Annotated in this window: 18 protein-coding genes and 2 tRNA genes; 10 read left to right on the top strand and 10 right to left on the bottom strand. The window is 71.6% G+C overall.

Annotated elements, in window-relative coordinates; translation table 11 throughout:
• Window positions 1-41: 41 nt before the first annotated feature.
• Window positions 42-632, bottom strand: coding sequence for a DsbA family protein (locus ACZ4EF_RS06845; protein ID WP_391046552.1), 591 nt, complete (start codon window positions 630-632; stop codon window positions 42-44).
• Window positions 633-800: 168 nt separating this feature from the next.
• Here ACZ4EF_RS06845 and ACZ4EF_RS06840 point away from each other — a divergent pair, with 168 nt between their 5' ends.
• Window positions 801-1,250, top strand: a complete 450-nt coding sequence (locus ACZ4EF_RS06840) for a hypothetical protein (protein ID WP_391046554.1) — start codon at window positions 801-803, stop codon at window positions 1,248-1,250.
• Between the two features lie 113 nt (window positions 1,251-1,363).
• Complete coding sequence (locus tag ACZ4EF_RS06835) at window positions 1,364-1,600, top strand: hypothetical protein (protein WP_355332579.1); 237 nt, start codon at window positions 1,364-1,366, stop codon at window positions 1,598-1,600.
• Between the two features lie 64 nt (window positions 1,601-1,664).
• On the opposite strand, the gene ACZ4EF_RS06830 is transcribed toward ACZ4EF_RS06835, so the two are convergent.
• Both ACZ4EF_RS06830 and ACZ4EF_RS06825 read right to left on the bottom strand, forming a co-directional pair.
• Window positions 1,665-2,222, bottom strand: a complete 558-nt coding sequence (locus tag ACZ4EF_RS06830) for a CGNR zinc finger domain-containing protein (protein ID WP_355332576.1) — start codon at window positions 2,220-2,222, stop codon at window positions 1,665-1,667.
• Window positions 2,223-2,525: 303 nt separating this feature from the next.
• A complete protein-coding gene (locus ACZ4EF_RS06825) occupies window positions 2,526-2,939 on the bottom strand; it encodes an SsgA family sporulation/cell division regulator (protein WP_003959770.1) in 414 nt (137 codons plus the stop codon).
• Between the two features lie 189 nt (window positions 2,940-3,128).
• On the opposite strand from ACZ4EF_RS06825, the gene ACZ4EF_RS06820 reads away from it, so the two are divergent.
• From ACZ4EF_RS06820 to ACZ4EF_RS06805, 4 genes are all read left to right on the top strand, one after another.
• Entirely contained in the window at window positions 3,129-3,542 is a 414-nt protein-coding gene (locus tag ACZ4EF_RS06820) for a TIGR02611 family protein (RefSeq protein ID WP_391160845.1), read from the top strand.
• Window positions 3,543-3,620: 78 nt separating this feature from the next.
• A tRNA-Val gene (locus ACZ4EF_RS06815) sits at window positions 3,621-3,692 on the top strand.
• Between the two features lie 97 nt (window positions 3,693-3,789).
• On the top strand, window positions 3,790-4,260 hold the full coding sequence (locus ACZ4EF_RS06810; RefSeq protein ID WP_355332571.1) for an SRPBCC family protein: 471 nt from the start codon (window positions 3,790-3,792) through the stop codon (window positions 4,258-4,260).
• A gap of 38 nt (window positions 4,261-4,298) precedes the next feature.
• A tRNA-Val gene (locus ACZ4EF_RS06805) sits at window positions 4,299-4,370 on the top strand.
• 105 nt (window positions 4,371-4,475) lie between these two features.
• On the opposite strand, the gene solA is transcribed toward ACZ4EF_RS06805, so the two are convergent.
• The 4 genes from solA to ACZ4EF_RS06785 are packed head-to-tail and all read right to left on the bottom strand — an operon-like array spanning window position 4,476 to window position 8,277.
• Window positions 4,476-5,612 (bottom strand): N-methyl-L-tryptophan oxidase, encoded by a 1,137-nt coding sequence (gene solA, locus ACZ4EF_RS06800; protein WP_467503146.1) that lies wholly within the window; start codon window positions 5,610-5,612, stop codon window positions 4,476-4,478.
• Window positions 5,613-5,640: 28 nt separating this feature from the next.
• The gene (locus ACZ4EF_RS06795; protein WP_467503386.1) at window positions 5,641-6,396 is read right to left on the bottom strand and encodes an amino acid ABC transporter ATP-binding protein; all 756 of its coding nucleotides are present in this window, start codon (window positions 6,394-6,396) and stop codon (window positions 5,641-5,643) included.
• A gap of 20 nt (window positions 6,397-6,416) precedes the next feature.
• Window positions 6,417-7,400 (bottom strand): amino acid ABC transporter permease, encoded by a 984-nt coding sequence (locus ACZ4EF_RS06790; protein WP_467503144.1) that lies wholly within the window; start codon window positions 7,398-7,400, stop codon window positions 6,417-6,419.
• Entirely contained in the window at window positions 7,387-8,277 is an 891-nt protein-coding gene (locus tag ACZ4EF_RS06785; RefSeq protein ID WP_467503142.1) for an ABC transporter substrate-binding protein, read from the bottom strand. The genes ACZ4EF_RS06790 and ACZ4EF_RS06785 overlap by 14 nt, the downstream gene beginning before the upstream one ends.
• Window positions 8,278-8,641: 364 nt before the next feature.
• On the opposite strand from ACZ4EF_RS06785, the gene ACZ4EF_RS06780 reads away from it, so the two are divergent.
• Complete coding sequence (locus tag ACZ4EF_RS06780; protein WP_467503141.1) at window positions 8,642-10,075, top strand: IclR family transcriptional regulator; 1,434 nt, start codon at window positions 8,642-8,644, stop codon at window positions 10,073-10,075.
• A gap of 63 nt (window positions 10,076-10,138) precedes the next feature.
• Here ACZ4EF_RS06780 and ACZ4EF_RS06775 read toward each other — a convergent pair whose 3' ends face one another.
• Together ACZ4EF_RS06775 and ACZ4EF_RS06770 are read right to left on the bottom strand one after the other, a co-directional pair.
• Entirely contained in the window at window positions 10,139-11,623 is a 1,485-nt protein-coding gene (locus tag ACZ4EF_RS06775; RefSeq protein WP_467503139.1) for an amidohydrolase, read from the bottom strand.
• Window positions 11,624-11,727: 104 nt separating this feature from the next.
• Entirely contained in the window at window positions 11,728-13,413 is a 1,686-nt protein-coding gene (locus tag ACZ4EF_RS06770; RefSeq protein ID WP_467503138.1) for a PucR family transcriptional regulator, read from the bottom strand.
• Window positions 13,414-13,598: 185 nt separating this feature from the next.
• Between ACZ4EF_RS06770 and ACZ4EF_RS06765 the strand changes: the two genes are divergently transcribed.
• From ACZ4EF_RS06765 to ACZ4EF_RS06755, 3 genes are all read left to right on the top strand, one after another.
• Complete coding sequence (locus tag ACZ4EF_RS06765; RefSeq protein WP_467503136.1) at window positions 13,599-14,786, top strand: CaiB/BaiF CoA transferase family protein; 1,188 nt, start codon at window positions 13,599-13,601, stop codon at window positions 14,784-14,786.
• 164 nt (window positions 14,787-14,950) lie between these two features.
• Window positions 14,951-16,933, top strand: a complete 1,983-nt coding sequence (gene thrS / locus ACZ4EF_RS06760) for a threonine--tRNA ligase (RefSeq protein WP_467503134.1) — start codon at window positions 14,951-14,953, stop codon at window positions 16,931-16,933.
• A gap of 70 nt (window positions 16,934-17,003) precedes the next feature.
• On the top strand, window positions 17,004-17,561 hold the full coding sequence (locus tag ACZ4EF_RS06755) for an HIT family protein (protein WP_188285222.1): 558 nt from the start codon (window positions 17,004-17,006) through the stop codon (window positions 17,559-17,561).
• An 80-nt stretch (window positions 17,562-17,641) separates the two neighbouring features.
• Here the strand turns inward: ACZ4EF_RS06755 and ACZ4EF_RS06750 are convergent, their stop codons facing one another.
• Window positions 17,642-19,327 carry a hypothetical protein gene (locus ACZ4EF_RS06750; RefSeq protein ID WP_355332546.1) on the bottom strand — a complete coding sequence of 562 codons (1,686 nt, stop codon included), beginning with the start codon at window positions 19,325-19,327 and terminating at the stop codon, window positions 17,642-17,644.
• Between the last annotated feature and the right edge of the window lie 147 nt (window positions 19,328-19,474).

Genomic DNA, 19,474 nt, shown 5'->3' with positions numbered 1-19,474 from the left:
GACCCGTGCCCGCGTCCGACCCCGATGAGCCCGGCGCCGGTCTAGTCGCGGCCGGGGATCCGGCAGACCTGCCCGTCGTCGCCGGTGGCCGGGCCGGGGCCGGGGACGGCCGAGCCCGCCTCGGCCAGCAGGCGGTCGGCGATGGCGGTGATCCGCTCGCGCAGCCCGTCCTGGCTCTTGCCGCCGTCCAGACGCTCGCCGCCGATCACATACGTGGGCGTGCCGGTGACGCCGATGGCCTTGCCCTCCGCCTCGTCGGAGTCGACGACCAGCAGGTGGCGGCCGTCGATCAGCGCGGTGTCCACCTCGTCGGCGTCCAGGCCGAGATCGCGCGCCACCTCGACCAGCACCGCCTCACCGCGGCTGTCCAGTTCCTCGACCCTGGCCAGCACGGCCTCCGCGTACGGCCAGCCGCTGCCCTGCTCGTACGCCTCCTCGTACGCCTGCGCGGCGGCCAGGGCGTGCGCGTGCTTGGGCAGCGGGAAGTGCCTGAGCTGGATGTCGAGCGTGTCGCCGTACCGCTCGCGCAGCGCGCGGACGTCGTCCAGGGCGGTGCGGCAGTCCGGGCACTGGAGCTCGCACCAGACCTCGAGTACGGGGGGACGCGACACGGCGGGGGAGGGTTGATCCATGGTCCAAGTCTCCCACTCGGGGAGGAGGCACCCCCGAGATCCCCCTGAACCCGGCCCCCCACCGTGGCCTCGCGCGCCCGTGTCGAGGCAGGATGGGAGGACGCGACCTCGTGCGGGCCCTTGGCCGGACCTCACGGGGCCATCCGCAACTGCCGCAGGAGCCTCGGGATGCTGACCACCGCCCTATGCGCCGTCCTGTCCGCCGCGGGCCTGGCCATCGCCGTGCAGACCGCCTACCGCCGACGCTATCTGCGGGCCACCCGCATCGCCGCCGTGTCCCTGCTGCCGGTCGGCCTGGCCATGGCGGGGCTCGTGACCCTCGGCCGCAAGATCGGCACCGCCACCGGCGACTGGGCGGCCGACCTGATCTTCAAGCCCACCGTCTGGCTCGGCTTCGGCGTCATCGGCGTCTCCGTGCTGCTGTACGGCGTCACCCGGCTGATCGCCGCGCGCGTCGGACCCGAGGAGGGGCAGCAGCCCCCGGCGGCCGTGCCCGGCGCCTCCAGCCCCGCGCTGCCCGCCTCCTCCCGCCCGAGCACGAAACGGCGCGCCTCGGCGGACAGCGGTCTGTCCGACTTCGCCGACGTCGAGGAGATCCTCAAGCGGCGCGGTATCTGACCGGAAAGGCGTGCGCCGCACGGTCCTCTTCGAACGGGTGTGGGGGTCCGAAACACCCCTGGGAGTTGGCGTGTTGGGAGACGAGTGATCGTTCTCTGCGCGATCATCGGCCTGTGCTGCCCACCTCCGGGGATCGTCTCTCCCCTCCGCGGCCGGACCGTGCCGAATCCACTGTCGAGAACGTCGTTCCAGGCCCGCGCGCCGAGGGTCGTGAACCCGCCGCGAGGGCGGGGGAGGGAGAGCCGCAGGGGTGCCTGTACGCCCTCTCGCAGCCCCCGCTGATGCTGTTCCTGTGCGTGATCGGAGGGCTGCTCGGGGCAGGCGCGATCTACGACCTGCTGCTGCTCTGACGCCGCGGGGCGGGGGCGGACGCCCGCGGCGGCGTCCGCGGTCGGCTGTTCGCGCCGCCCGCGCTCAGGCGCTCGCCTCGCGCTGGCGGGCCCGGTAGGCCGCCACATGGAGCCGGTTGCCGCAGGTGCGGCTGTCGCAGTAGCGGCGTGAGCGGTTGCGGGACAGGTCGACGAAGGCCCGGCGGCAGTCGGGCGCGTCGCACCGCCGCAGCCGGTCGCGTTCCCCGGCGACGATGAGGAAGGCCAGCGCCATGCCGCAGTCCGCGGCGAGGTGGTCGGCCAGCGAGGCGCCCGGCGCGAAGTAGTGCACGTGCCAGTCGTAGCCGTCGTGGTCGGTCAGCCGCGGCGTGGTGCCCGCCTCGGCGACCATCGCGTTGAGCATGGTGGCGGCCGTCGCGTTGTCGGCGGCGCCGAAGACGGCGGTGAAGCGGGCGCGTACGGCGTGGACGGCGGTGAGGTCGCGCTCGTCGAGCCGTCCGACCTCGCTGACCTGGTTGCGCTCCACGAAGCCGCGGAGGTCCGCGACGTCCGCGAGCGATTCCCGGCCCTCGATCTGCGGCGCGGTGTTGACGAGGTCGACGACGCTGTCGAGCGCGCACCTGGTGTCATGGTTGATCAGCACGGAACTGCTCCCTGCCGGCGTGATCGGTCGGCTGCGTTCCGGTGACTCTAGCGCGCGAAAGCCGCCGCCGTGGGGGTGCAGGCCCCACGGAGACGGCTGTCGTGCGTGTCACGTACGCGACGGGTGACGGTGTCGTGCGTGTCGCGGCGAGCGACGTCACGAGCGATGTCATGAGCGAAATCGCGTGCGAAGTCGTGTCGAGATGACAGGCGGCCGGGCCGGGCGCGAGCGTCCGGCTCCGCTGGTCGGGTCCGGGCGTCCCCCCGAGTAGGACGGCCGCGGACTGCGGTGACGGGCTGGGTCTCAGCTCTCCGCGAGGATGTGGGAGAGCTCGGTGTCGAGGTCGAAGTGACGATGCTCGGTGCCCGGCGGAACCGCGGCGTCCGTCCGCTTCAGGAAGGACTCCAGGGCCCGCGCCGGTGCTTCCAGCAGCGCTTCGCCCTCGGGGGAGCTGAGGGCGATGCAGACGACGCCCTGACCGTGGCTGCGGGACGGCCAGACTCTGACGTCTCCGGTGCCGGTGGGGCGGTGCAGCCCCTCGGCGAGCAGGTCGCGGGCGAACACCCATTCGACCGTCTCTTCGGCTCCGGTGTGGAAGGTGGCGTGCACGGCATACGGATCGGCCGTGTCGTACCGCAAGCCCGCGGGTACAGGCAGTGAGGATTCGCTCGACACAACGAGGCGCAGGTGCAGCTCGCAGCTGACCGTGGTGTTCATAAGCGCCAGGGCCTTTCGCTCAGTGTGCGCTCGGGGATTCGCACGTCGGCGAAATCGACATGCCACCTGCGAGGACGTTGTAAACCCCTCTGAGGGGTTTGTGAGGCTTCTGGTACCTCGTCCGGCCTAGTCCCGAGACGGGCCGATCAGCCATTTCGGTGACGAACGCCGGTCGGGTAAATTGTCGGTATGACTGCGGAGAGTGACGAGTTCGATGGAGCCGTGGCCAAGGATTCGCGGCTGGGGTCACGGGCCCCCGGCTTCATCAGGAAGTCACGGCTGCTGCACCAGTCCTGGCGGGTCGGCGTCTTCCTCGTCGGCCTCGCCGTCGTCGCGGGCGGAGTCGTCCTGCTCCCGCTGCCCGGCCCCGGCTGGGTGGTGATCTTCGGCGGCATGGCGATCTGGGCCACCGAGTTCGCCTGGGCCCAGCGCGTCCTGCGCTGGACCCGCCGCAAGGTCGCCGACGCCGCCAGGGCCGCCCTGGACCCCCGCGTACGGCGGCGCAATCTGCTGCTCACCACCGCCGCCGTGCTCGCCCTGGCCGGACTCGCCGGGTGCTACCTGTGGCAGTTCGGCCTCGACACGCCCTGGGCCGACAGCTAGGCCCCGCGCGCCCGTCGCGGGCCCTCGGGAGCCTGGTCCGAGGCCCCTCCCACGTGCGGTAAAGTTGTCCACGCGTCCGGGCGATTAGCTCAGCGGGAGAGCACTTCGTTCACACCGAAGGGGTCACTGGTTCGATCCCAGTATCGCCCACCGGATTCGAGGATCCCGGGGACCGGTTTCCACACCGCTCCCCGGGATCCTTTGCGTTCCCGCGCCGTACGCGGATTCGATCGCGCACACTTGCGGTATGGACTGGAGTCACTACCGATTCCGTAGGACGTGGCAGCTCGACGCGGACCCCGACGCCGTCTACCGGGTGCTGGAACGGCCCGACGACTACCCCGTCTGGTGGCCCCAGATCCGCGAGGTGCGGCAGACCGGCGACACCACCGGCATGCTGCGTTTCCGCTCCCTCCTCCCGTACGACCTCGTCGTCAGCGCCAGATCCGTCCGGCACGACCCGAGTACGCGGGTCCTGGAAGCCGCGATGACCGGCGACCTGGAGGGCTGGTTCCGCTGGACGATCACGCCGGGCGGCCTCCCGGGGACCCGCACCCGGCTGCTCTACGAACAGGAAGTCGTCGTCCGCAAGCCGTTGATGCGGCTGCTCGCCGTCCCCTGCCGCCCGCTCTTCCTCGCCAACCACGCGCTGATGATGCGCGGCGGACGCCACGGGCTGCTCGCGCGGCTCGCCGCCGACGCCGCGCATGTGGTTTGAACGGCGGGCCCGTCGCGCTGTATGGTTCGAGGCGTCCCGGGCGATTAGCTCAGCGGGAGAGCACTTCGTTCACACCGAAGGGGTCACTGGTTCGATCCCAGTATCGCCCACCGAGGCTCACCGGCCTCGAAGTACCGTGACGGCCTGCCGACATCAGTCGGCGGGCCGTTTTGCGTTCCGCGGCGGCCGTCGCGGAACGCCGGCCTGTGAGACCGTCAGGCGGCAGCGCCGGGCGCGGCGAACGCCGAGATGTCGTCGGTGGATTCACCGTCCAGCGCCAATTCGGCGAGGATGCGGCCGATGGCCGGGGTGAACTTGAAGGCGTGGCCCGCGCCGAGGGCGACGATGATGTCGGGGTACCGCGCGAGCGGGCTCAGCACGAATTCCCGGTCGGGCGTGATCGCGTACTGGCAGGTGACGGTGCGCAGCACATGGCCGCTGGCGGGGATCGTGGCGCCCATGAACGCCGAGAGCTGGTCGAGCAGTTCGGCGGACGGCTCGAAGGTCCGGTCCTCGGGCGTCATCAGGTTGTTCGACACGTCGCGGGCGGCTTTGACGGTGGGTTCGCCGTAGGCGGGGAATCCGTAGAAGCAGTCGGTGTCCTCCCAGATCCACACCGGGAAGCGGTCGGGGTCGAACGCCTCGGCGTCGGCGGGCTTGAAGTACGTGACCTGCTCCTGCATCGTCTCCAGCGGTATCGCGGCGTCCAGCGGGGCGAGCAGCCGGTTCGTCCACGCGTCGGCCGCCAGGACCACCTTCCTCGCCCGCACGGGACCGGCCGCCGTCTCCAGTACGGTGCCCGCGCCGCCCGGCCTCAGCGCCGTCACGGGCGTGCGCGCCCGCAACTCGGCGCCGTGGGCCCGCGCGTGCATCTGGAGCGCGGCCACCGTACGGGAGGCGTTCACGATCCCGGTGTCGGGCGTGTAGACGGTCTCGACGTTCTCGGGGATGTCGAACTGCGGCCATCGCGCCCGGACCTGGTCCGGGTCCAGCAGCTCGTACGGGACGCCGACCTCGGTCAGGCTGCCGGTGAAGTCACCGGCGCTGTAGGGGCCGTCGGCGGGCAGGAAGATCACCCCGCCGGTCACCGTGACCAGCCGCTCGCCCGCGACCTTCTCGAAGTCCGCCCAGTCCTGGTACGCGGACGTGGCGAGCCGGACGTATCTGGTCGCGCCGTAGGACGTCCTGATGATGCGTGAGGTGTCGTGCGACGCGCCCCGTACGTGTCCGAGGTCGAACTGCTCGAACGCGACGGTGCGGACTCCGCGCTTGGCCAGGTGGTACGCGGCGGCGCTGCCGAGGGCGCCCAGGCCGACGACGGCCACGTCGAAGGTCTCCAGCGGGTTGCTCACGGTGCTTCCTTCCGGATTCGATGAGTTGTCATGACAGGACCTTCGCCAGGAAGGAACGGGTGCGTTCGTGCCGCGGACTGCCCAGCACCCGCTCGGGAGGGCCGCTCTCGACGACCACGCCGTCGTCGAGGAAGGCCACGGTGTGGGCGACCTCGCGGGCGAAGCCGATCTCGTGGGTGACCACGATCATGCTCATGCCGTCCGCGGCGAGACCCCGCATCACGTCGAGCACCTCGCCGACCAGCTCCGGGTCGAGCGCGGAGGTGGGCTCGTCGAACAGCATCAGCTTGGGGCGCATGGCGAGCGCCCGCGCGATCGCGACCCGCTGCTGCTGCCCGCCGGACAGCGCCCGCGGGTACGCGTCCGCCTTGTCGGCGAGCCCGACGCGGGTGAGCAGCGCCCGCGCGTGTTCGACGGCCGCCCGGCGCTTCTCCCGGCGGACCCGGAGCGGGGCCTCGATCAGGTTCTCCAGCACCGTCATGTGCGGGAAGAGGTTGAAGTGCTGGAAGACCATGCCGATCTCGCTGCGGCGCTTGGCGGTCTCCGCGTCGCGCAGTTCGTGCAGCCACCCGTTGTGCTCGCGGTAGCCGACCAGGTCGCCGGCGACGCTGATGCTGCCCGCGTCGATCTTCTCCAGATGATTGACGCAGCGCAGGAACGTGCTCTTGCCCGACCCCGACGGGCCGATGAGACACAGCACCTCGCCCTCCGCGACCGTCAGGTCGATCCCCTTGACGACGCGATTGCCGCCGTAGGACTTGTGCACGCCCACGGCCTCGACCATCGGCCGGGTGGAGACGGCGGTCATGCGCGGCCTCCCTCGGTGCCGGCCGGGCCCGTCGGCGCGGCGGCCCTCGCCCTGCGCGGGACGATCCCGGCCCGCAGCGCTGCCAGCAGCGACGGCTCGGGGGAGTGGGTGTCACCGCGCTTGAAATGCCGTTCGAGGTAGAACTGGCCCGTGCTCAGCACGGTGGTCACCACGAGGTACCAGAGGCTGACGGTGATCAGCAGCGGGATCACCTCGTACGTCCGCGAGTAGATCTCCTGCACCCGGAAGAGGATCTCCGGGATCGCGATGACGCTGACCAGCGACGTCGTCTTGAGCATCGAGATCGTCTGGTTCCCCGTGGGCGGGATGATGACCCGCATGGCCTGGGGGAGCACGACGCGCCGGAAGATCTGGCCCCTGCGCATGCCCAGCGCCTGCGCGGCCTGCGTCTGGCCGGGGTCGACCGACTGGAGCCCGGCCCTGACGATCTCGGACATGTAGGCGCCCTCGTTCAGCCCGAGGCCGAGGATCGCCGCGACATACGGCGTGATCAGCGTGTTCGCCTCACCCGACACCAGCGTCGGGCCGAACGGGACGCCGAGCGACAGCACCGGGTACAGGGCGGCCAGGTTGAACCAGAAGATCAACCGCACCAGCAGCGGCGTGCCGCGGAAGAATCCGGCGTAGGCCAGCGCCGCGGCGGCGACGGACCGGTTCCTGGAATCACGGCAGACCGCGACCAGGACGCCGATGACGATTCCGACGACCATGGCGACGACGGTCAGGACGATCGTCGTGACAAGTCCGTGCACCACCTGCACATCGCGGAAATAGCTGAATACGACGTCCCACTGATAGCGGGGATTCGTGATCAGCGAATTGACGACGAGGGCCGCCAGGGAAATGATGACGAAGGTCGCGATCCACTGACCGTAATGCCGGGTGCGCGCGACCTTGAGCACGCCGCCGTCCGGGCTGCCGGTTCTTTGCGCGAGCGAGGGCATTTCAGCGTTGGCCATCGGTGTGCACCTCTGACTTCGCGATCTCGCCCTGGTTCACTTTCCACTTGGCAAGGATCTTGCCGTACGTGCCGTCGGATATCAGATTGTTCATCGCGGCGGCGACCGCGGGCGCCAGGGCGGAGCCCTTCGGGAGCGCGTAGCCCCATGTGGTCGGCAGGTAGTTCGCGTTCAGCACGTCGAGTCGGCCGTTGGACTGCCCGGCGATGTAGGACAGCGGGCCGTAGTCGGACATGCTGGCGTCCGCGCGGCGGCTGCTGACCGCGAGCGTGGCGTCGGCCTGGGCGGGGAACACCGAGACGGTGATGGCGGGCTTGCCCGCCCGCACGCAGTCCCGGTCGAACGTCGGCATGTAGTTCTCGGCGTAGATGCTGCCCTTCATGACGGCGATGGTGTGTCCGCACATCGTGTCGAGGGTCAGCTTCTCGGGGTTGCCCGCGTCCACGATCAGCGAGGTGCCGCCGGAGTACTCGCTGACGAAGTCGACCTGCTTCAGCCGGGCGGGCGTGATGCTGAGCGCCGCGGCGACCATGTCGTAGCGGTTGGTCTGGAGGCCGGGGATCATCGCGTCGAACTTGACGTCGGCGAACCTCACCTTCAGCCCCAGCACGTCGGCGACGGCCCGCAGAAGCTCGGGTTCCGCGCCTGCCAGGGTCTTGCCGTCCTCGGCGAGCAGCAAGAACGGCGGATAGCCGGGCCCGCTCGCCACGTCGATCCCGCCCTTTCCCGCGATGTCCGAAGGAACCAGCCGCGCGACGCTCTTGTCGTACGTCCCCCGGATGAAATCCTCGCCCACGGAATCGGCGGTCGCGGTGGCATGCGAGGTGCAACCGGCGAGGACGCCGACGGTCATGGCGAATCCGGCCACTGCTGTCACGGCTGTCGCCGGTCTACCAGTAAGGTGTTTGCTGAACACGTGAGTCGGGCTCCTTGCGGCAGTCGGGAACAACATGCGAGGACCGATACGCCGTTTTCCGTTCTGTGGAAAAGGGAAATCCGGCGGTGCTCAAAACGAGTTGGCTCACTATAAGCACCGCGGAAGTGCTGTCACGCCGCACGATGCGTTTCCGGCAAATCGCGGCACGGCGAATTGACGGTTCTGCGCGAACGCCCGGGCCGGGCGGTCGCCGCGGCGGCGCACCACCGGGCGCGCGGGCGGGCCACTGCTACGGTGCGGGGAACGCACGTCGCCCCGGCCACGACGGAAGGCCCACGCGACACGGATCGTCGAGGACCCGGTGATGACGACACATGTGTTGTCGGGACTGAACGCGGTGCAGCAGGTCGGCAATCGTCCCGACCCCACCCTGCCGATGCCGGTCGGGGAGATCGCCGGACGGTTGGGCACGGTGCTGAGCAGCGCTTCCCGGCTCTGTGGTGAACTGGCGGAACTCGAACTGCTGGAGCGCGGGAGCGCGTACGGGACCTACCGCATCGGACGGCGGGCCATCGAGCTCTCCGGCCGCGCGGCGGCCCCGTTCGCCAGGTCCGTCCGGTCGGCGCTGACGCTCGTCGCGACGCTCACCGGCGAGACCGCGTGCCTGGCCGCACCGACGGCGCAGGGCATGCGGGTGGTCGCCTCGGTCGAGTCGGTGTGGCCCCTGCGCGCGCACGCCAAGGTGGGCGAGTCGGTCGACGACGCCCGGCGCGCGATCGTGCGCGCGGCGCGCCTGGAAGACACCGACGGCCCGCCGCGGGCGCTCCGCGCCGAGTCGACCATCGGCATGGGCGTGGAGATCGCCGTGCCGGTCATGAGCCCCGTCGGCGAATGCGTCGCCGTACTGGCGGCCCGGCTGCCGGTCAGCCGCGCCGCCAAGGTCGTACCACGGGCGCGCCGCGTGCTCGACGAGGCGCGGCGGCTGCTCGAACGCACGGTGGACGACGAACTGGACCGGCCGAACATCGCGCCCGGAGGTCCGCTCGGCCGCGACGGCAGCCCGCTGGGCCTTGAGGCGGCACTGCGGATCGTGTGGCATCTGTCCGCGGGGCGCGACTCGTTGGCCGGTATCGCGAGCGGGACGGGGCTGCGGCCCGACCGGGTCCGCCGCCTGCTGGAGTCGTGCGGCCGGGCGGGAGTCGTCCGCAGGAGCAAGGACGGCGCGCGGTTCGAGGCGAGCTGGGCGGTGCACGGCTGGCATCGCGCCGCGACCCTGCCGATGATCCTCGAAAAGGGCCGGCCGCTCGTGGCCGAAGCGGCGGCGACGACCGGGGTGTGCGCGTTCATCACCGTGCTGAACGGGATGCACAGCCTCACGCTCGTCGAAGAACTCCAGAGCGTCGGCGAGGGGTTGAGCATGACGCCGTGGCTCGGGCGCCTCGCCCCCATCATCGGCTCCGACGGCGGACCGACCCTGGCATCGGACTTCGAGGCCGACGAGCTGCGCCGGGTCCTGCCGAACAGGCACCCGCCGGAGCAGGTCGAGAAGTTCCTGCGGCGCTTCGCCCGCGCCGGGCGCGACGGCGTGCTGTCGATGAAGTCCATCGACGAACTGGGGATCATCTCCATCTCCGCGCCGGTACGCGACTCCAGCAACTCGGTCGCCGCCGCGGCCTGCCTGGTCGGCTCGACCGACAGCATCAGGCCGCGGACACGGGAACTGGAGGGCGTCGCACGGCGGTTGGGCGCCCGCGTGTCGCGGCTGATCGGCGCCCCCGAGGACGCGCCCGGCCCGTAGGCACGCCGTCGCCGGGGACGGCACCCGACCGCGGCCGGGCGGGCCCGACGCGGGGGCGGCCCCTCAGACCGACCGGTGCGTGAGCGTGCCGCCGACCATCGTGGTCAGCACCGGCATGGTCCGCAGCGCGGCGCGGTCGAACGCGCGCGGGTCCCCGCCGATGACCACGAGGTCGGCGACGTCGCCGACGGACACCGGACCCCGGCCCGCGCCGGCCGCCGCGAACGCCACCTCCAGCGGGATGCTCTGCTCGGGGTGCCACGCGGGCCGGTCGTCGTCGGTGCGGAAGACCGCGTCGGCGATGGCCAGCCTCGGGTCCAGCGGGCTGACCGGCGCGTCGGAGCCCAGCTCAAGCCGGGCACCGGCGGCGTGCAGGGAGCGGAAGGCGTAGGCCCGGTCGGTGCGGCCCGGCCAGTGCAGGTCGGCCACGTCCCGGTCGGTCACGGCGTGCTGGGGCTGGACCGACGCGACCACGCCGAGCCGGGCGAAGCGCGGCATGTCCCGCTCGCTCACCAGTTGGGCGTGCTCGATCCTGCCGGGGCACCCGACCCGCTCGAACGCGTCGAGCACCGCGGAGTTCGCCCGGTCGCCGATCGCGTGCACCGCGGGTTCGAGCCCGGCCGCCCACGCCCTGCCCATCAGCTCGACCAGCTCGTCGAGCGGCACCAGCGACAGCCCGCACGCGTCACCGGCCCCGGCCCCGGCCGGGTGCGGATACGGATCGACGCACCACGCCGTCCTCGTGTTGAGCGACCCGTCGCTGACGATCTTGTACGGCCCGACCCGCACCCGCCCGTGGGTTCCCGCGACGACCTGCCCCGTACGGAACCCCGCGGCGATGGCGCCGTCCAGCCACGGCGTCCAGATGCCGGCCAGCACCCTGACCGGCACCGCGCCGGGCCGGGACCGGCGGCGCCACGCCTCGACGTTGTCCGCGTAGGCGAGGTCGGTCAGGCCGGTGACGCCCAGCGCGGGCAGCGCGGCGACGGACTCCCCGACCCAGGCGTCGAGTTCCTCGGGCGGCACCATCGCCGCCAGCCGCGCCTTGGTCTCGATCGACGCCGTCTCCCGCAGCACCCCCGTGGGGTGCCCGCGCAGGCCGACCAGGTCGAGCGCGGCGCTGCTCAGCCACGTGGTGTGCAGGTCGATGGTGCTGACGGCCACCGCCGCGTCGCCCACCAGCTCGTCCAGGACACGCTTGTGCGGAGCCTCCTCCCACAGCGCGGGCACAATGCCCTGACCCCAGACGATCCCGGTACGGTGCGCCGCGCGCATGCCGTCCCGCATCATGACCGCGGCCTCGCGCGGGCTCCGCGCGGCGCCGAGATCGACGGCGCGCAGATTCCGTACCCACTGCTCGATGTGCACATGGCCGTCGACGAAACCGGGGACGAGGGTGGCGTCGGCGAACGCGATCACCTCGGTGTCCGGCTCGGGCGGGACGCCGCCGACGGCGCCGATCGCCGTGACGCGCCCGTCGCGGACCAGGACGTCGCGAGGTGGTCCGCCGAGGCCGACGCGGACGTGGGCGAGCAGGGTTGATGTCATCTGATTCCTCCGTTCCGCCCCGAACGGTAGAAGGCGCGGGCGCCGCCGCCGTTGTCGTCACGCCACGGGCCCGACCCCGCGGCTTGTCGGTCCCCACAAGGGCCTCAGCCGCGTGCGCCCCGGGGTCCGCGCACGGCGTTGCGCAGTTGGAGCCACGTCACGAGCGTGTCGTCGCCCGCGTCCAGGGCGACCCCGAACATCTCGGTCAGCCTGCGGACCCGGTAGCGGGCGGTGTTCTCGTGGACGCCGAGGGCGCGGGCGGTCGCGGCGACGCTCCCGGCGGCCCCCAGATACGCCAGCAGCGTCCCGGCGTAGTCGGTGCCCTGGTCCGCGTCGTGGCGCAGGACGGCGCGCACGGCGGGCAGCCGCAGCACGTCCTCGTCGATCGGCGCCCCGGACCGCAGACAGGCGAGGACGACCTGAGGGCGCACGTCGTGGAGGGTGGCGACACCGCCGTGGGGCGGGTCGGCGCGCGGGTCGAGCAGCGTGTCCACGACCCGCCGGGCGAGCGGCCGGGACCCGGCGACGGCAGCGAGGCCGTCGACGACGGCGCCGAAGCCGACGACCAGTTCCACCCCGGCGGACCTGCGGGCCGCCGTCACCAGGTCCGTGCCCAGCCTGCGCAGCCGCGCGGCCAGCCGCGCCTGGCCCTGGTCGTCCTGGGGCGGGTCGAGCACGGGCAGCAGCAGGACGACGTCGCCCGCCTCCAGCACGGCCGCCGACTCCGGGTGCCAGTGCTCACCGTGCAGCGTGATCAGGTCGCGGACGCGGGCGGCGTCGGCGGCCCGCAGCTCACTGGCGACCGGTCGTACCGTCGCGAGGACGAACGAGGCACGCGCGGGCAGCGCCAGCGCCGCGGCGGCGCTCGCCGCGTCCAGCGAGGAGGCCAGCAGACCGCGGAGCGCGTCGCCGCGCCGCTCCCGCTCGGGGCTGACCGCCTCCCGCGACCGCAGCAGGTGCAAGGCGACGCTGCGGGCGGCGTCCAGCAGCGCGCGTTCCGCGTCGTCCACCAGCTTCGGCCGGTCGGCCAGGACGAAGATCACGCCGAGCACCTGGTGCCCCGCCCGTACGGCGACGGCCATCCGGTCGGCGTACTCCGGACCCGAACTGGCGAACCGCACCGGGCCCTGCGCGGCGATCACGGCCTGGTACTTCGCCGCGTCACCCGGGCGTTCCGGTGTCCGGCGGCCGAGGATCGCCAACCGCCGGATCTCGTCGATCTCCTGGTCCGGCAGGTTGGAGTACGCCAGGATCCGGCCGTCGACCTCCTCGATCGTGACCGGCCCGCCCAGCGACGCCGCGATCGCGTTGGCCAGACCGAACAGGTCGCCGATGCCGCCCGCCTCCTCGGGGACGGCGGCCCGAGCGGCACCGGCCGCGGTGACGAACGCGTCCAGGCGCCGCCAGGCCATCTCGTCGGGCGTGCACAGCAGGGCGATGTCCGCCTCGCGGGCGGCCTCGACGGCCCGGCCCAGGTCCCGGCCCCACGCCTTCACCACGACCGCGCTCGCGCCCGCGGCGGCGGCCTGCCGTATCCGGTCGGTCACCTCGGCGGGATCGGACCTGCCCCCGGTGAGCAGTACGACAGCCCCCGCCACGTCGTGGATCGGCTCGTCGGGACCGTGGACCACGGGCTCGCCCGCGGGCCGGGCCAACCGCGCCCGGTCACCGCCGACGAGCCGCAGCGTGTGCGGTCCCAGGCTCTCCAGCAGGTCGCGCAGCGTGCCCACGGCCGCCGAGGACGCGGCGGCGGGGGTCACCGACCGTGCGACGCCCTCGCCAGTGTCCATCGCCCCAGGCTATCGGCGCCCTTTGTGGCTGAGCACAAGTCGGCGCCGCCGAGTGCGTGGGCAACTCCAGAGCGGCACCGGGGCCGCCCTGGAGACGATGCCACCGCGCCCCCGGCGCACAAGTGGCCCGGTCCCGGGGCCGAGACCGACGTTTTCGAGGAGACCGCGTGCCGACAGGAGATCGCGTGCCGACAGAAGATTCCGTGCCGACGCGATACGCGGCCCCGCGCGGCGGTCCCCTGGCGGGCACCGTCGTGATCGACTGCACGTCGGTGGTGATGGGGCCGTACGCGACCTCGCTGCTGGCCGACCTCGGCGCCGAGGTCGTCAAGGTCGAGCCGCCGGGCGGCGACATCGGGCGCCGGATCGGGCCGACGGCGGCCGACGGTCTCTCGGCCCTGTCGCTCCGGCTGCTGCGCAACAAGACCTCCGTGGTGCTCGACCTGGCCACGGGGGAGGACCGACGCCGCTTCACCGACCTGGTGACCGGGGCCGACGCGGTGGTGACCAACATCCTGCCGAGCGCCCGCGAACGGCTCGGCCTCGACTACGCCGCGCTCGCGCGGGTCCGCCCCGACATCGTGCTCTGCACCGGACAGGCGTACAGCTCCCGCTCCGGCCTGCGCGACGTCACCGGCTACGACGACACGGTCCAGGCGCTGTCCGGCATGGCCGACAGCTACCGCCTGCGCGGCGGTGAACCGGCGTACTCGCCGTCGGTCACGGCCGACAAGACCTGCGGCCTCCTGATGGCGCTCGCGACGGTCTCGGCCCTGTACAGCCGCCTGCGCGACGGCCACGGCCAGTGGGTGGACGTGCCGATGGTCGACAACATGGCCGCGTTCAACCTCGTCGAGCACCTCGCGGGCCACACCTTCGACCCGCCGCGCGGCGACATCGGGTGGGCGCGGTCGCTGGCACCCGCCCGGCGCCCGCATCCGGCCCGCGACGGCTGGGTCTGCGTCATGCCGTACACCGATGCCGACTGGCGGCGCTTCCTCGTGCTCGCCGGGCGCGACGACCTGCTGGACGACCCCCGGTTCGCCACCGCGGGACAGCGCGGCGGCCGGTCGGACGAGGTCCAGGCGGTCATCGCGGAGTACGTGTCCGGCCGCACCGTCGCGCGGATCGTGTCGGCGTGCCGGACCGCGAGGATCGCCTGCGCGCCCGTACGCACCCTGGAGTCCCTGGCCGACGACGACTATCTGCGCGAGCGGCGCACCGTGGAGACCCTGGAGCATCCGGCGGTCGGCCGCTACCGGAACGTGCGGCTGCCGCTGGACTTCAGCCGGACACCGCTCGGCGACGACGCCCCGGCACCGCCGCTCGGCGGCCCTCCCCAGGGCCGTCCCGAGGACCGGCCCCAGGGATGAGGACCGCGATGCGGCCGGTCGTCGGGGCTCACGGCACCTCGCGCCGCCACCCCCGCGGGTTATCGCTTCGCGGGCAGCCCTCGCGGCTCGGTACGATTCAGCGGTGCGGCGCCCGCCGCCGCCGAGTCACCACAGCCAGCAGGACCTGAGTCAGGAGCAGACCGGTGTCAGATGTCCGTGTGATCATCAAACGCGATTCCGTTGAGCTGGAAGAGCGGACGGTCACGACGGGCACGACCGCGGCCGAACTGTTCCCCGGCGAGCGGTCCGTGATCGCCGCCCGCGTCGGCGGCGAGCTGAAGGACCTCGCGTACGCCCTCGCCGACGGCGACGAGGTCGAGCCGGTGGACATCACCAGCCAGGACGGCCTCGACATCCTGCGGCACTCCACCGCGCACGTGATGGCGCAGGCCGTACAGGAGCTGCACCCCGAGGCCAAGCTCGGCATCGGGCCGCCGGTCAAGGACGGCTTCTACTACGACTTCGACGTCGAGAAGCCGTTCACCCCCGACGACCTCAAGGCCGTCGAGAAGAAGATGCAGGAGATCCAGAAGCGCGGCCAGCGCTTCTCGCGCCGGGTCGTGACCGACGAGGCCGCCCGCGAGGAGCTGGCCGACGAGCCGTACAAGCTGGAGCTGATCGGCCTCAAGGGCGGCGCCGCGTCCTCGGACGACGGCGCGGACGTCGAGGTCGGCGCCGGCGAGCTGACCATCTACGACAACCTGGACGCGAAGACCGGCGAGCTGTGCTGGAAGGACCTCTGCCGGGGCCCGCACCTGCCCAGCACCCGCAACATCCCGGCGTTCAAGCTGATGCGCAACGCGGCGGCGTACTGGCGCGGCAGCGAGAAGAACCCGATGCTCCAGCGGATCTACGGCACCGCCTGGCCCACCAAGGAAGAGCTGAAGGCGCATCTGGACTTCCTGGAGGAGGCCGCCAAGCGCGACCACCGCAAGCTGGGCAACGAGCTGGACCTCTTCTCCATCCCCGAGCAGATCGGCTCGGGCCTCGCGGTCTTCCACCCCAAGGGCGGCATCATCCGCCGCACCATGGAGGACTACTCGCGCAGGCGGCACGAGGAGGAGGGGTACGAGTTCGTCTACACCCCGCACGCCACCAAGGGCACCCTGTTCGAGACCTCGGGCCACCTGGACTGGTACGCCGACGGCATGTACCCGCCCATGCAGCTCGACGAGGGCACGGACTACTACCTCAAGCCCATGAACTGCCCGATGCACAATCTGATCTTCGACGCCCGCGGCCGGTCCTACCGCGAACTGCCGCTGCGGCTCTTCGAGTTCGGCACCGTGTACCGCTACGAGAAGTCCGGCGTCGTGCACGGTCTGACCCGGGCCCGCGGCTTCACCCAGGACGACGCGCACATCTACTGCACCAAGGAGCAGATGGCCGACGAGCTGGACACCACGCTCACCTTCGTGCTGAATCTGCTGCGCGACTACGGACTGACCGACTTCTACCTGGAGCTGTCCACCAAGGACCCGGAGAAGTTCGTCGGCTCCGACGAGGTCTGGGAGGAGGCCACCGAGACGCTGCGCAAGGTGGCCGAGAAGCAGGGGCTGCCGCTGGTCCCCGACCCGGGCGGCGCCGCCTTCTACGGGCCGAAGATCTCCGTGCAGTGCAAGGACGCCATCGGCCGCACCTGGCAGATGTCGACCGTGCAGCTCGACTTCAACCTGCCCGAGCGGTTCAACCTGGAGTACACCGGCCCCGACGGGACCAAGCACCGCCCGGTGATGATCCACCGCGCGCTGTTCGGCTCGATCGAGCGGTTCTTCGCCGTGCTGCTCGAGCACTACGCGGGCGCCTTCCCGGCCTGGCTCGCCCCGGTGCAGGCGGTCGGCATCCCGATCGGCGACGCGCACGTGCCGTATCTCCAGGAGTTCGCGGCGGAGGCCAGGCGCAAGGGCCTGCGGGTCGACGTGGACGCGTCCTCCGACCGCATGCAGAAGAAGATCCGCAACCAGCAGAAGCTGAAGGTGCCGTACATGGTCATCGTCGGCGACGAGGACATGTCCGGCGGCACGGTCTCCTTCCGCTACCGCGACGGCTCGCAGAAGAACGGCATTCCGCGCGACGAGGCCATCGCCGAGATGGTGGACGCCGTGGAGCGCCGCATCCAGGTCTGACGGCGCCGACGTCCGCCGCCCGTGAGATCCGGGACTTCCCCCGCAGCACGCGTGCTCCGGGGGAAGTCCTATGCTGAACGGCATGACGAGTGAGCCGGAACAGCAGATCGGAGCGGGGGTGCCGGACGCGTTCCAGCGCCTGTGGACCCCGCACCGGATGGCGTACATCCAGGGCGAGAACAAGCCCACCGGCCCCGGTGCCGGTGACGGATGTCCGTTCTGCGCGGTCCCGGCCGAGTCCGACGAGGACGGCCTCGTCATCGCGCGCGGCGAGCACGTGTACGCGGTGCTCAACCTGTACCCGTACAACAGCGGGCACCTCATGGTGGTGCCCTATCGGCACGTCGCGGACTACACCGAGCTGGACGGCGCCGAGACGGCGGAACTGGCCGTGCTGACCAAGCAGGCGATGACCGCCCTGCGGTCCGCCTCCGGCGCGCAGGGCTTCAACATCGGGATGAACCAGGGCGATGTGGCGGGCGCCGGGATCGCCGCGCACCTGCACCAGCACGTGGTGCCGCGCTGGGGCGGCGACGTCAACTTCATGCCGGTCGTCGGACACACGAAGGTGCTGCCGCAGCTCCTCGCCGACACCCGCAAGATGCTCGCGGACGTCTGGCCCTCCTGACGGACGTCCCGTCGCCCTGAAACGTCCCGTCGCCCTGAACCCCGCATGAGCGGGAGCCGGAGCCGGAGCCCGGACAGGCCCTAGGCGTCGTACGCGTCGGCCTTCCTGGGCTCCACGCTCTGCGACAGACCGCTCAGCATCATCGAGCGGCTGGTGAAGTGCGAGGTGTCCACGCCGTTCTCGCTCATCACCTGGATCGCGGCGGCGTGCACCGCCCGCAGCACCGGAGTGGCCGCGCGCAGCGCGTCGTCGGCCATGAAGCGGTGCTTCCACGGCTTGTCGGCCCACGTGTGCCGCAGCCCGAACGGCTCGGGCAGCTTCAGCGTGCCGCCGAGGTAGTCCAGCACGGCGGGGAAGCGGGTCAGCGGCGCGCGGGCGGCCAGCCGTACCACCTCGTCCGACTCGATCAGCGGGAGCTGTACGGTCCTGGTCTCCCAGAACTTCACCGGCTTGGTGATCGTCTTCTCCTTCGCGGGCGGCCCGGAGGTGAAGATCCCGTGGATCGGGCCGAGCGCGTGCCCGGTGACCTCGATCCGCAGGGTGTGCGCCAGCACCGTCACCGTCGTCATCAGCGTGATGACGAGATTGCCGTCCCAGAGGGTGAACTGGATGCCCAGATAGTGCCGGTTGCCCTTGCCGAACTGCTGCGTGTTGCAGATCCGCTGGATCTCGAAGTCCTTGACCGAGAACGAGTCGACCTCAGGCCCGGTGGGCCGGGAGATCTTGCCCGCGCCCTCGCCGACCGGCACCACGACCCAGTGCTTTATCGACGGCTTGGGGAAGCCGCCGGTGTGCAGCGGGCCGCGCTCGATCATCCGTAGCTGGTCGTGGATGGCGCGGATGACGTCCCAGCTCCGGAACGGGTGGATCTCGGCCAGCCCCTCGCGCGGGATCAGCTCCTCGGCCATCTGCCAGTTCGCCCACCGGCTGCCCATGCCGAGTATGCCCTTGGGCCCCGCGTAGAAGACCACATTGCTGTTCTGCTCCGCGGACAGCTTGGCCAGGCTCTGCCGCAGCAGCTCCGCGCGGGTCTGGTTGGGGTTGCGCGGCACCGCCTCGGGGATCTTCGCGCCGACCGCGGTGCCCGCGACCAGGCCCGCCCAGCGGCTGCGCAGATCCTTCGCGGTGGCCTCGCAGATCCGCTTCGCCCAGAACCAGCCGATGATCGGCGCGATCATCAGGACGCGGAAATACTGCTGCCAGAAACCGCTGAACGGCGGCCGTACCGCGAGCAGCACGGTGAAGGCGGCGGCCACGGCCAGCACGACGGCCCCGAAGGCCCCCGACTTGTTGCCCCGCGCCTTCAGCGACCCGAGCGACTTGCGCAACTGGAAGGCGCCGAGCCAGAGCAGCACGCCGGGCAGGAAGAGCACCCCGCACACGCCCATCACCACGGTCAGCCGGTTGTCGCGCTCCTGCCGAATCCGGTTGGCGGCCAGCGCGTGCTCCACCACGGTCTGCGGCACCACACCGAAGGACTGCACCAGTTCACTGCGCGCCGCGCCCAGCATCCTGACCTGGATGGCGCGGGAGAACGCCTCGCCCAGATTCGGCGCGAACAGCGACAGTCGCGGCGCCTTGACGCTCGCCTCGCTGTTGGCGTCGACCAGCGTCGTCACCGGAGTGTCGCGGTACGCGGCGGACGCCAGCGCCTGGGTCGCACCGGTCTCACCGTCGCTGCCGGTCAGCGGAATCTGCGCACCTGGGCTGAAATCGAACCCGATACCGTCCGTCACCACAGGCCCCCAGTCGCCAGTCCCGTACATCCACCGGTTCACCGGTCCATACGGCTCCGACCGGCCCATTCCCCGCACGGGTGAACGTCACACGTTCGGAGCAGTCTCCAGATTAGCGGCGCGACGGCCCGCGGCGTGGCCGCGAGCCGCCGATTGGCCAGCGGACATGTCCACTTG

The sequence above is a fragment of the Streptomyces sp. NPDC025721 genome, from assembly GCF_055558595.1.
The sequence above is the reverse complement of the archived record's forward strand: the minus strand, read 5'-3'. Positions and strand labels throughout refer to the sequence as shown.

What these genes read in the sequence shown, in the direction of transcription:
- ACZ4EF_RS06825 (WP_003959770.1), bottom strand. Translation starts at nt 2,939, where the DNA reads ATGAACACCACGGTCAGCTGCGAGCTGCACCTGCGCCTCGTTGTGTCG.
- ACZ4EF_RS06820 (WP_391160845.1), top strand. Translation starts at nt 3,129, where the DNA reads ATGACTGCGGAGAGTGACGAGTTCGATGGAGCCGTGGCCAAGGATTCG.
- ACZ4EF_RS06750 (WP_355332546.1), bottom strand. Translation starts at nt 19,327, where the DNA reads ATGTACGGGACTGGCGACTGGGGGCCTGTGGTGACGGACGGTATCGGG.
- ACZ4EF_RS06770 (WP_467503138.1), bottom strand. Translation starts at nt 13,413, where the DNA reads ATGGACACTGGCGAGGGCGTCGCACGGTCGGTGACCCCCGCCGCCGCG.
- ACZ4EF_RS06795 (WP_467503386.1), bottom strand. Translation starts at nt 6,396, where the DNA reads ATGGTCGAGGCCGTGGGCGTGCACAAGTCCTACGGCGGCAATCGCGTC.
- ACZ4EF_RS06840 (WP_391046554.1), top strand. Translation starts at nt 801, where the DNA reads ATGCTGACCACCGCCCTATGCGCCGTCCTGTCCGCCGCGGGCCTGGCC.
- ACZ4EF_RS06810 (WP_355332571.1), top strand. Translation starts at nt 3,790, where the DNA reads ATGGACTGGAGTCACTACCGATTCCGTAGGACGTGGCAGCTCGACGCG.
- ACZ4EF_RS06755 (WP_188285222.1), top strand. Translation starts at nt 17,004, where the DNA reads ATGCTGAACGGCATGACGAGTGAGCCGGAACAGCAGATCGGAGCGGGG.
- ACZ4EF_RS06775 (WP_467503139.1), bottom strand. Translation starts at nt 11,623, where the DNA reads ATGACATCAACCCTGCTCGCCCACGTCCGCGTCGGCCTCGGCGGACCA.
- ACZ4EF_RS06790 (WP_467503144.1), bottom strand. Translation starts at nt 7,400, where the DNA reads ATGGCCAACGCTGAAATGCCCTCGCTCGCGCAAAGAACCGGCAGCCCG.
- ACZ4EF_RS06780 (WP_467503141.1), top strand. Translation starts at nt 8,642, where the DNA reads ATGACGACACATGTGTTGTCGGGACTGAACGCGGTGCAGCAGGTCGGC.
- ACZ4EF_RS06845 (WP_391046552.1), bottom strand. Translation starts at nt 632, where the DNA reads ATGGATCAACCCTCCCCCGCCGTGTCGCGTCCCCCCGTACTCGAGGTC.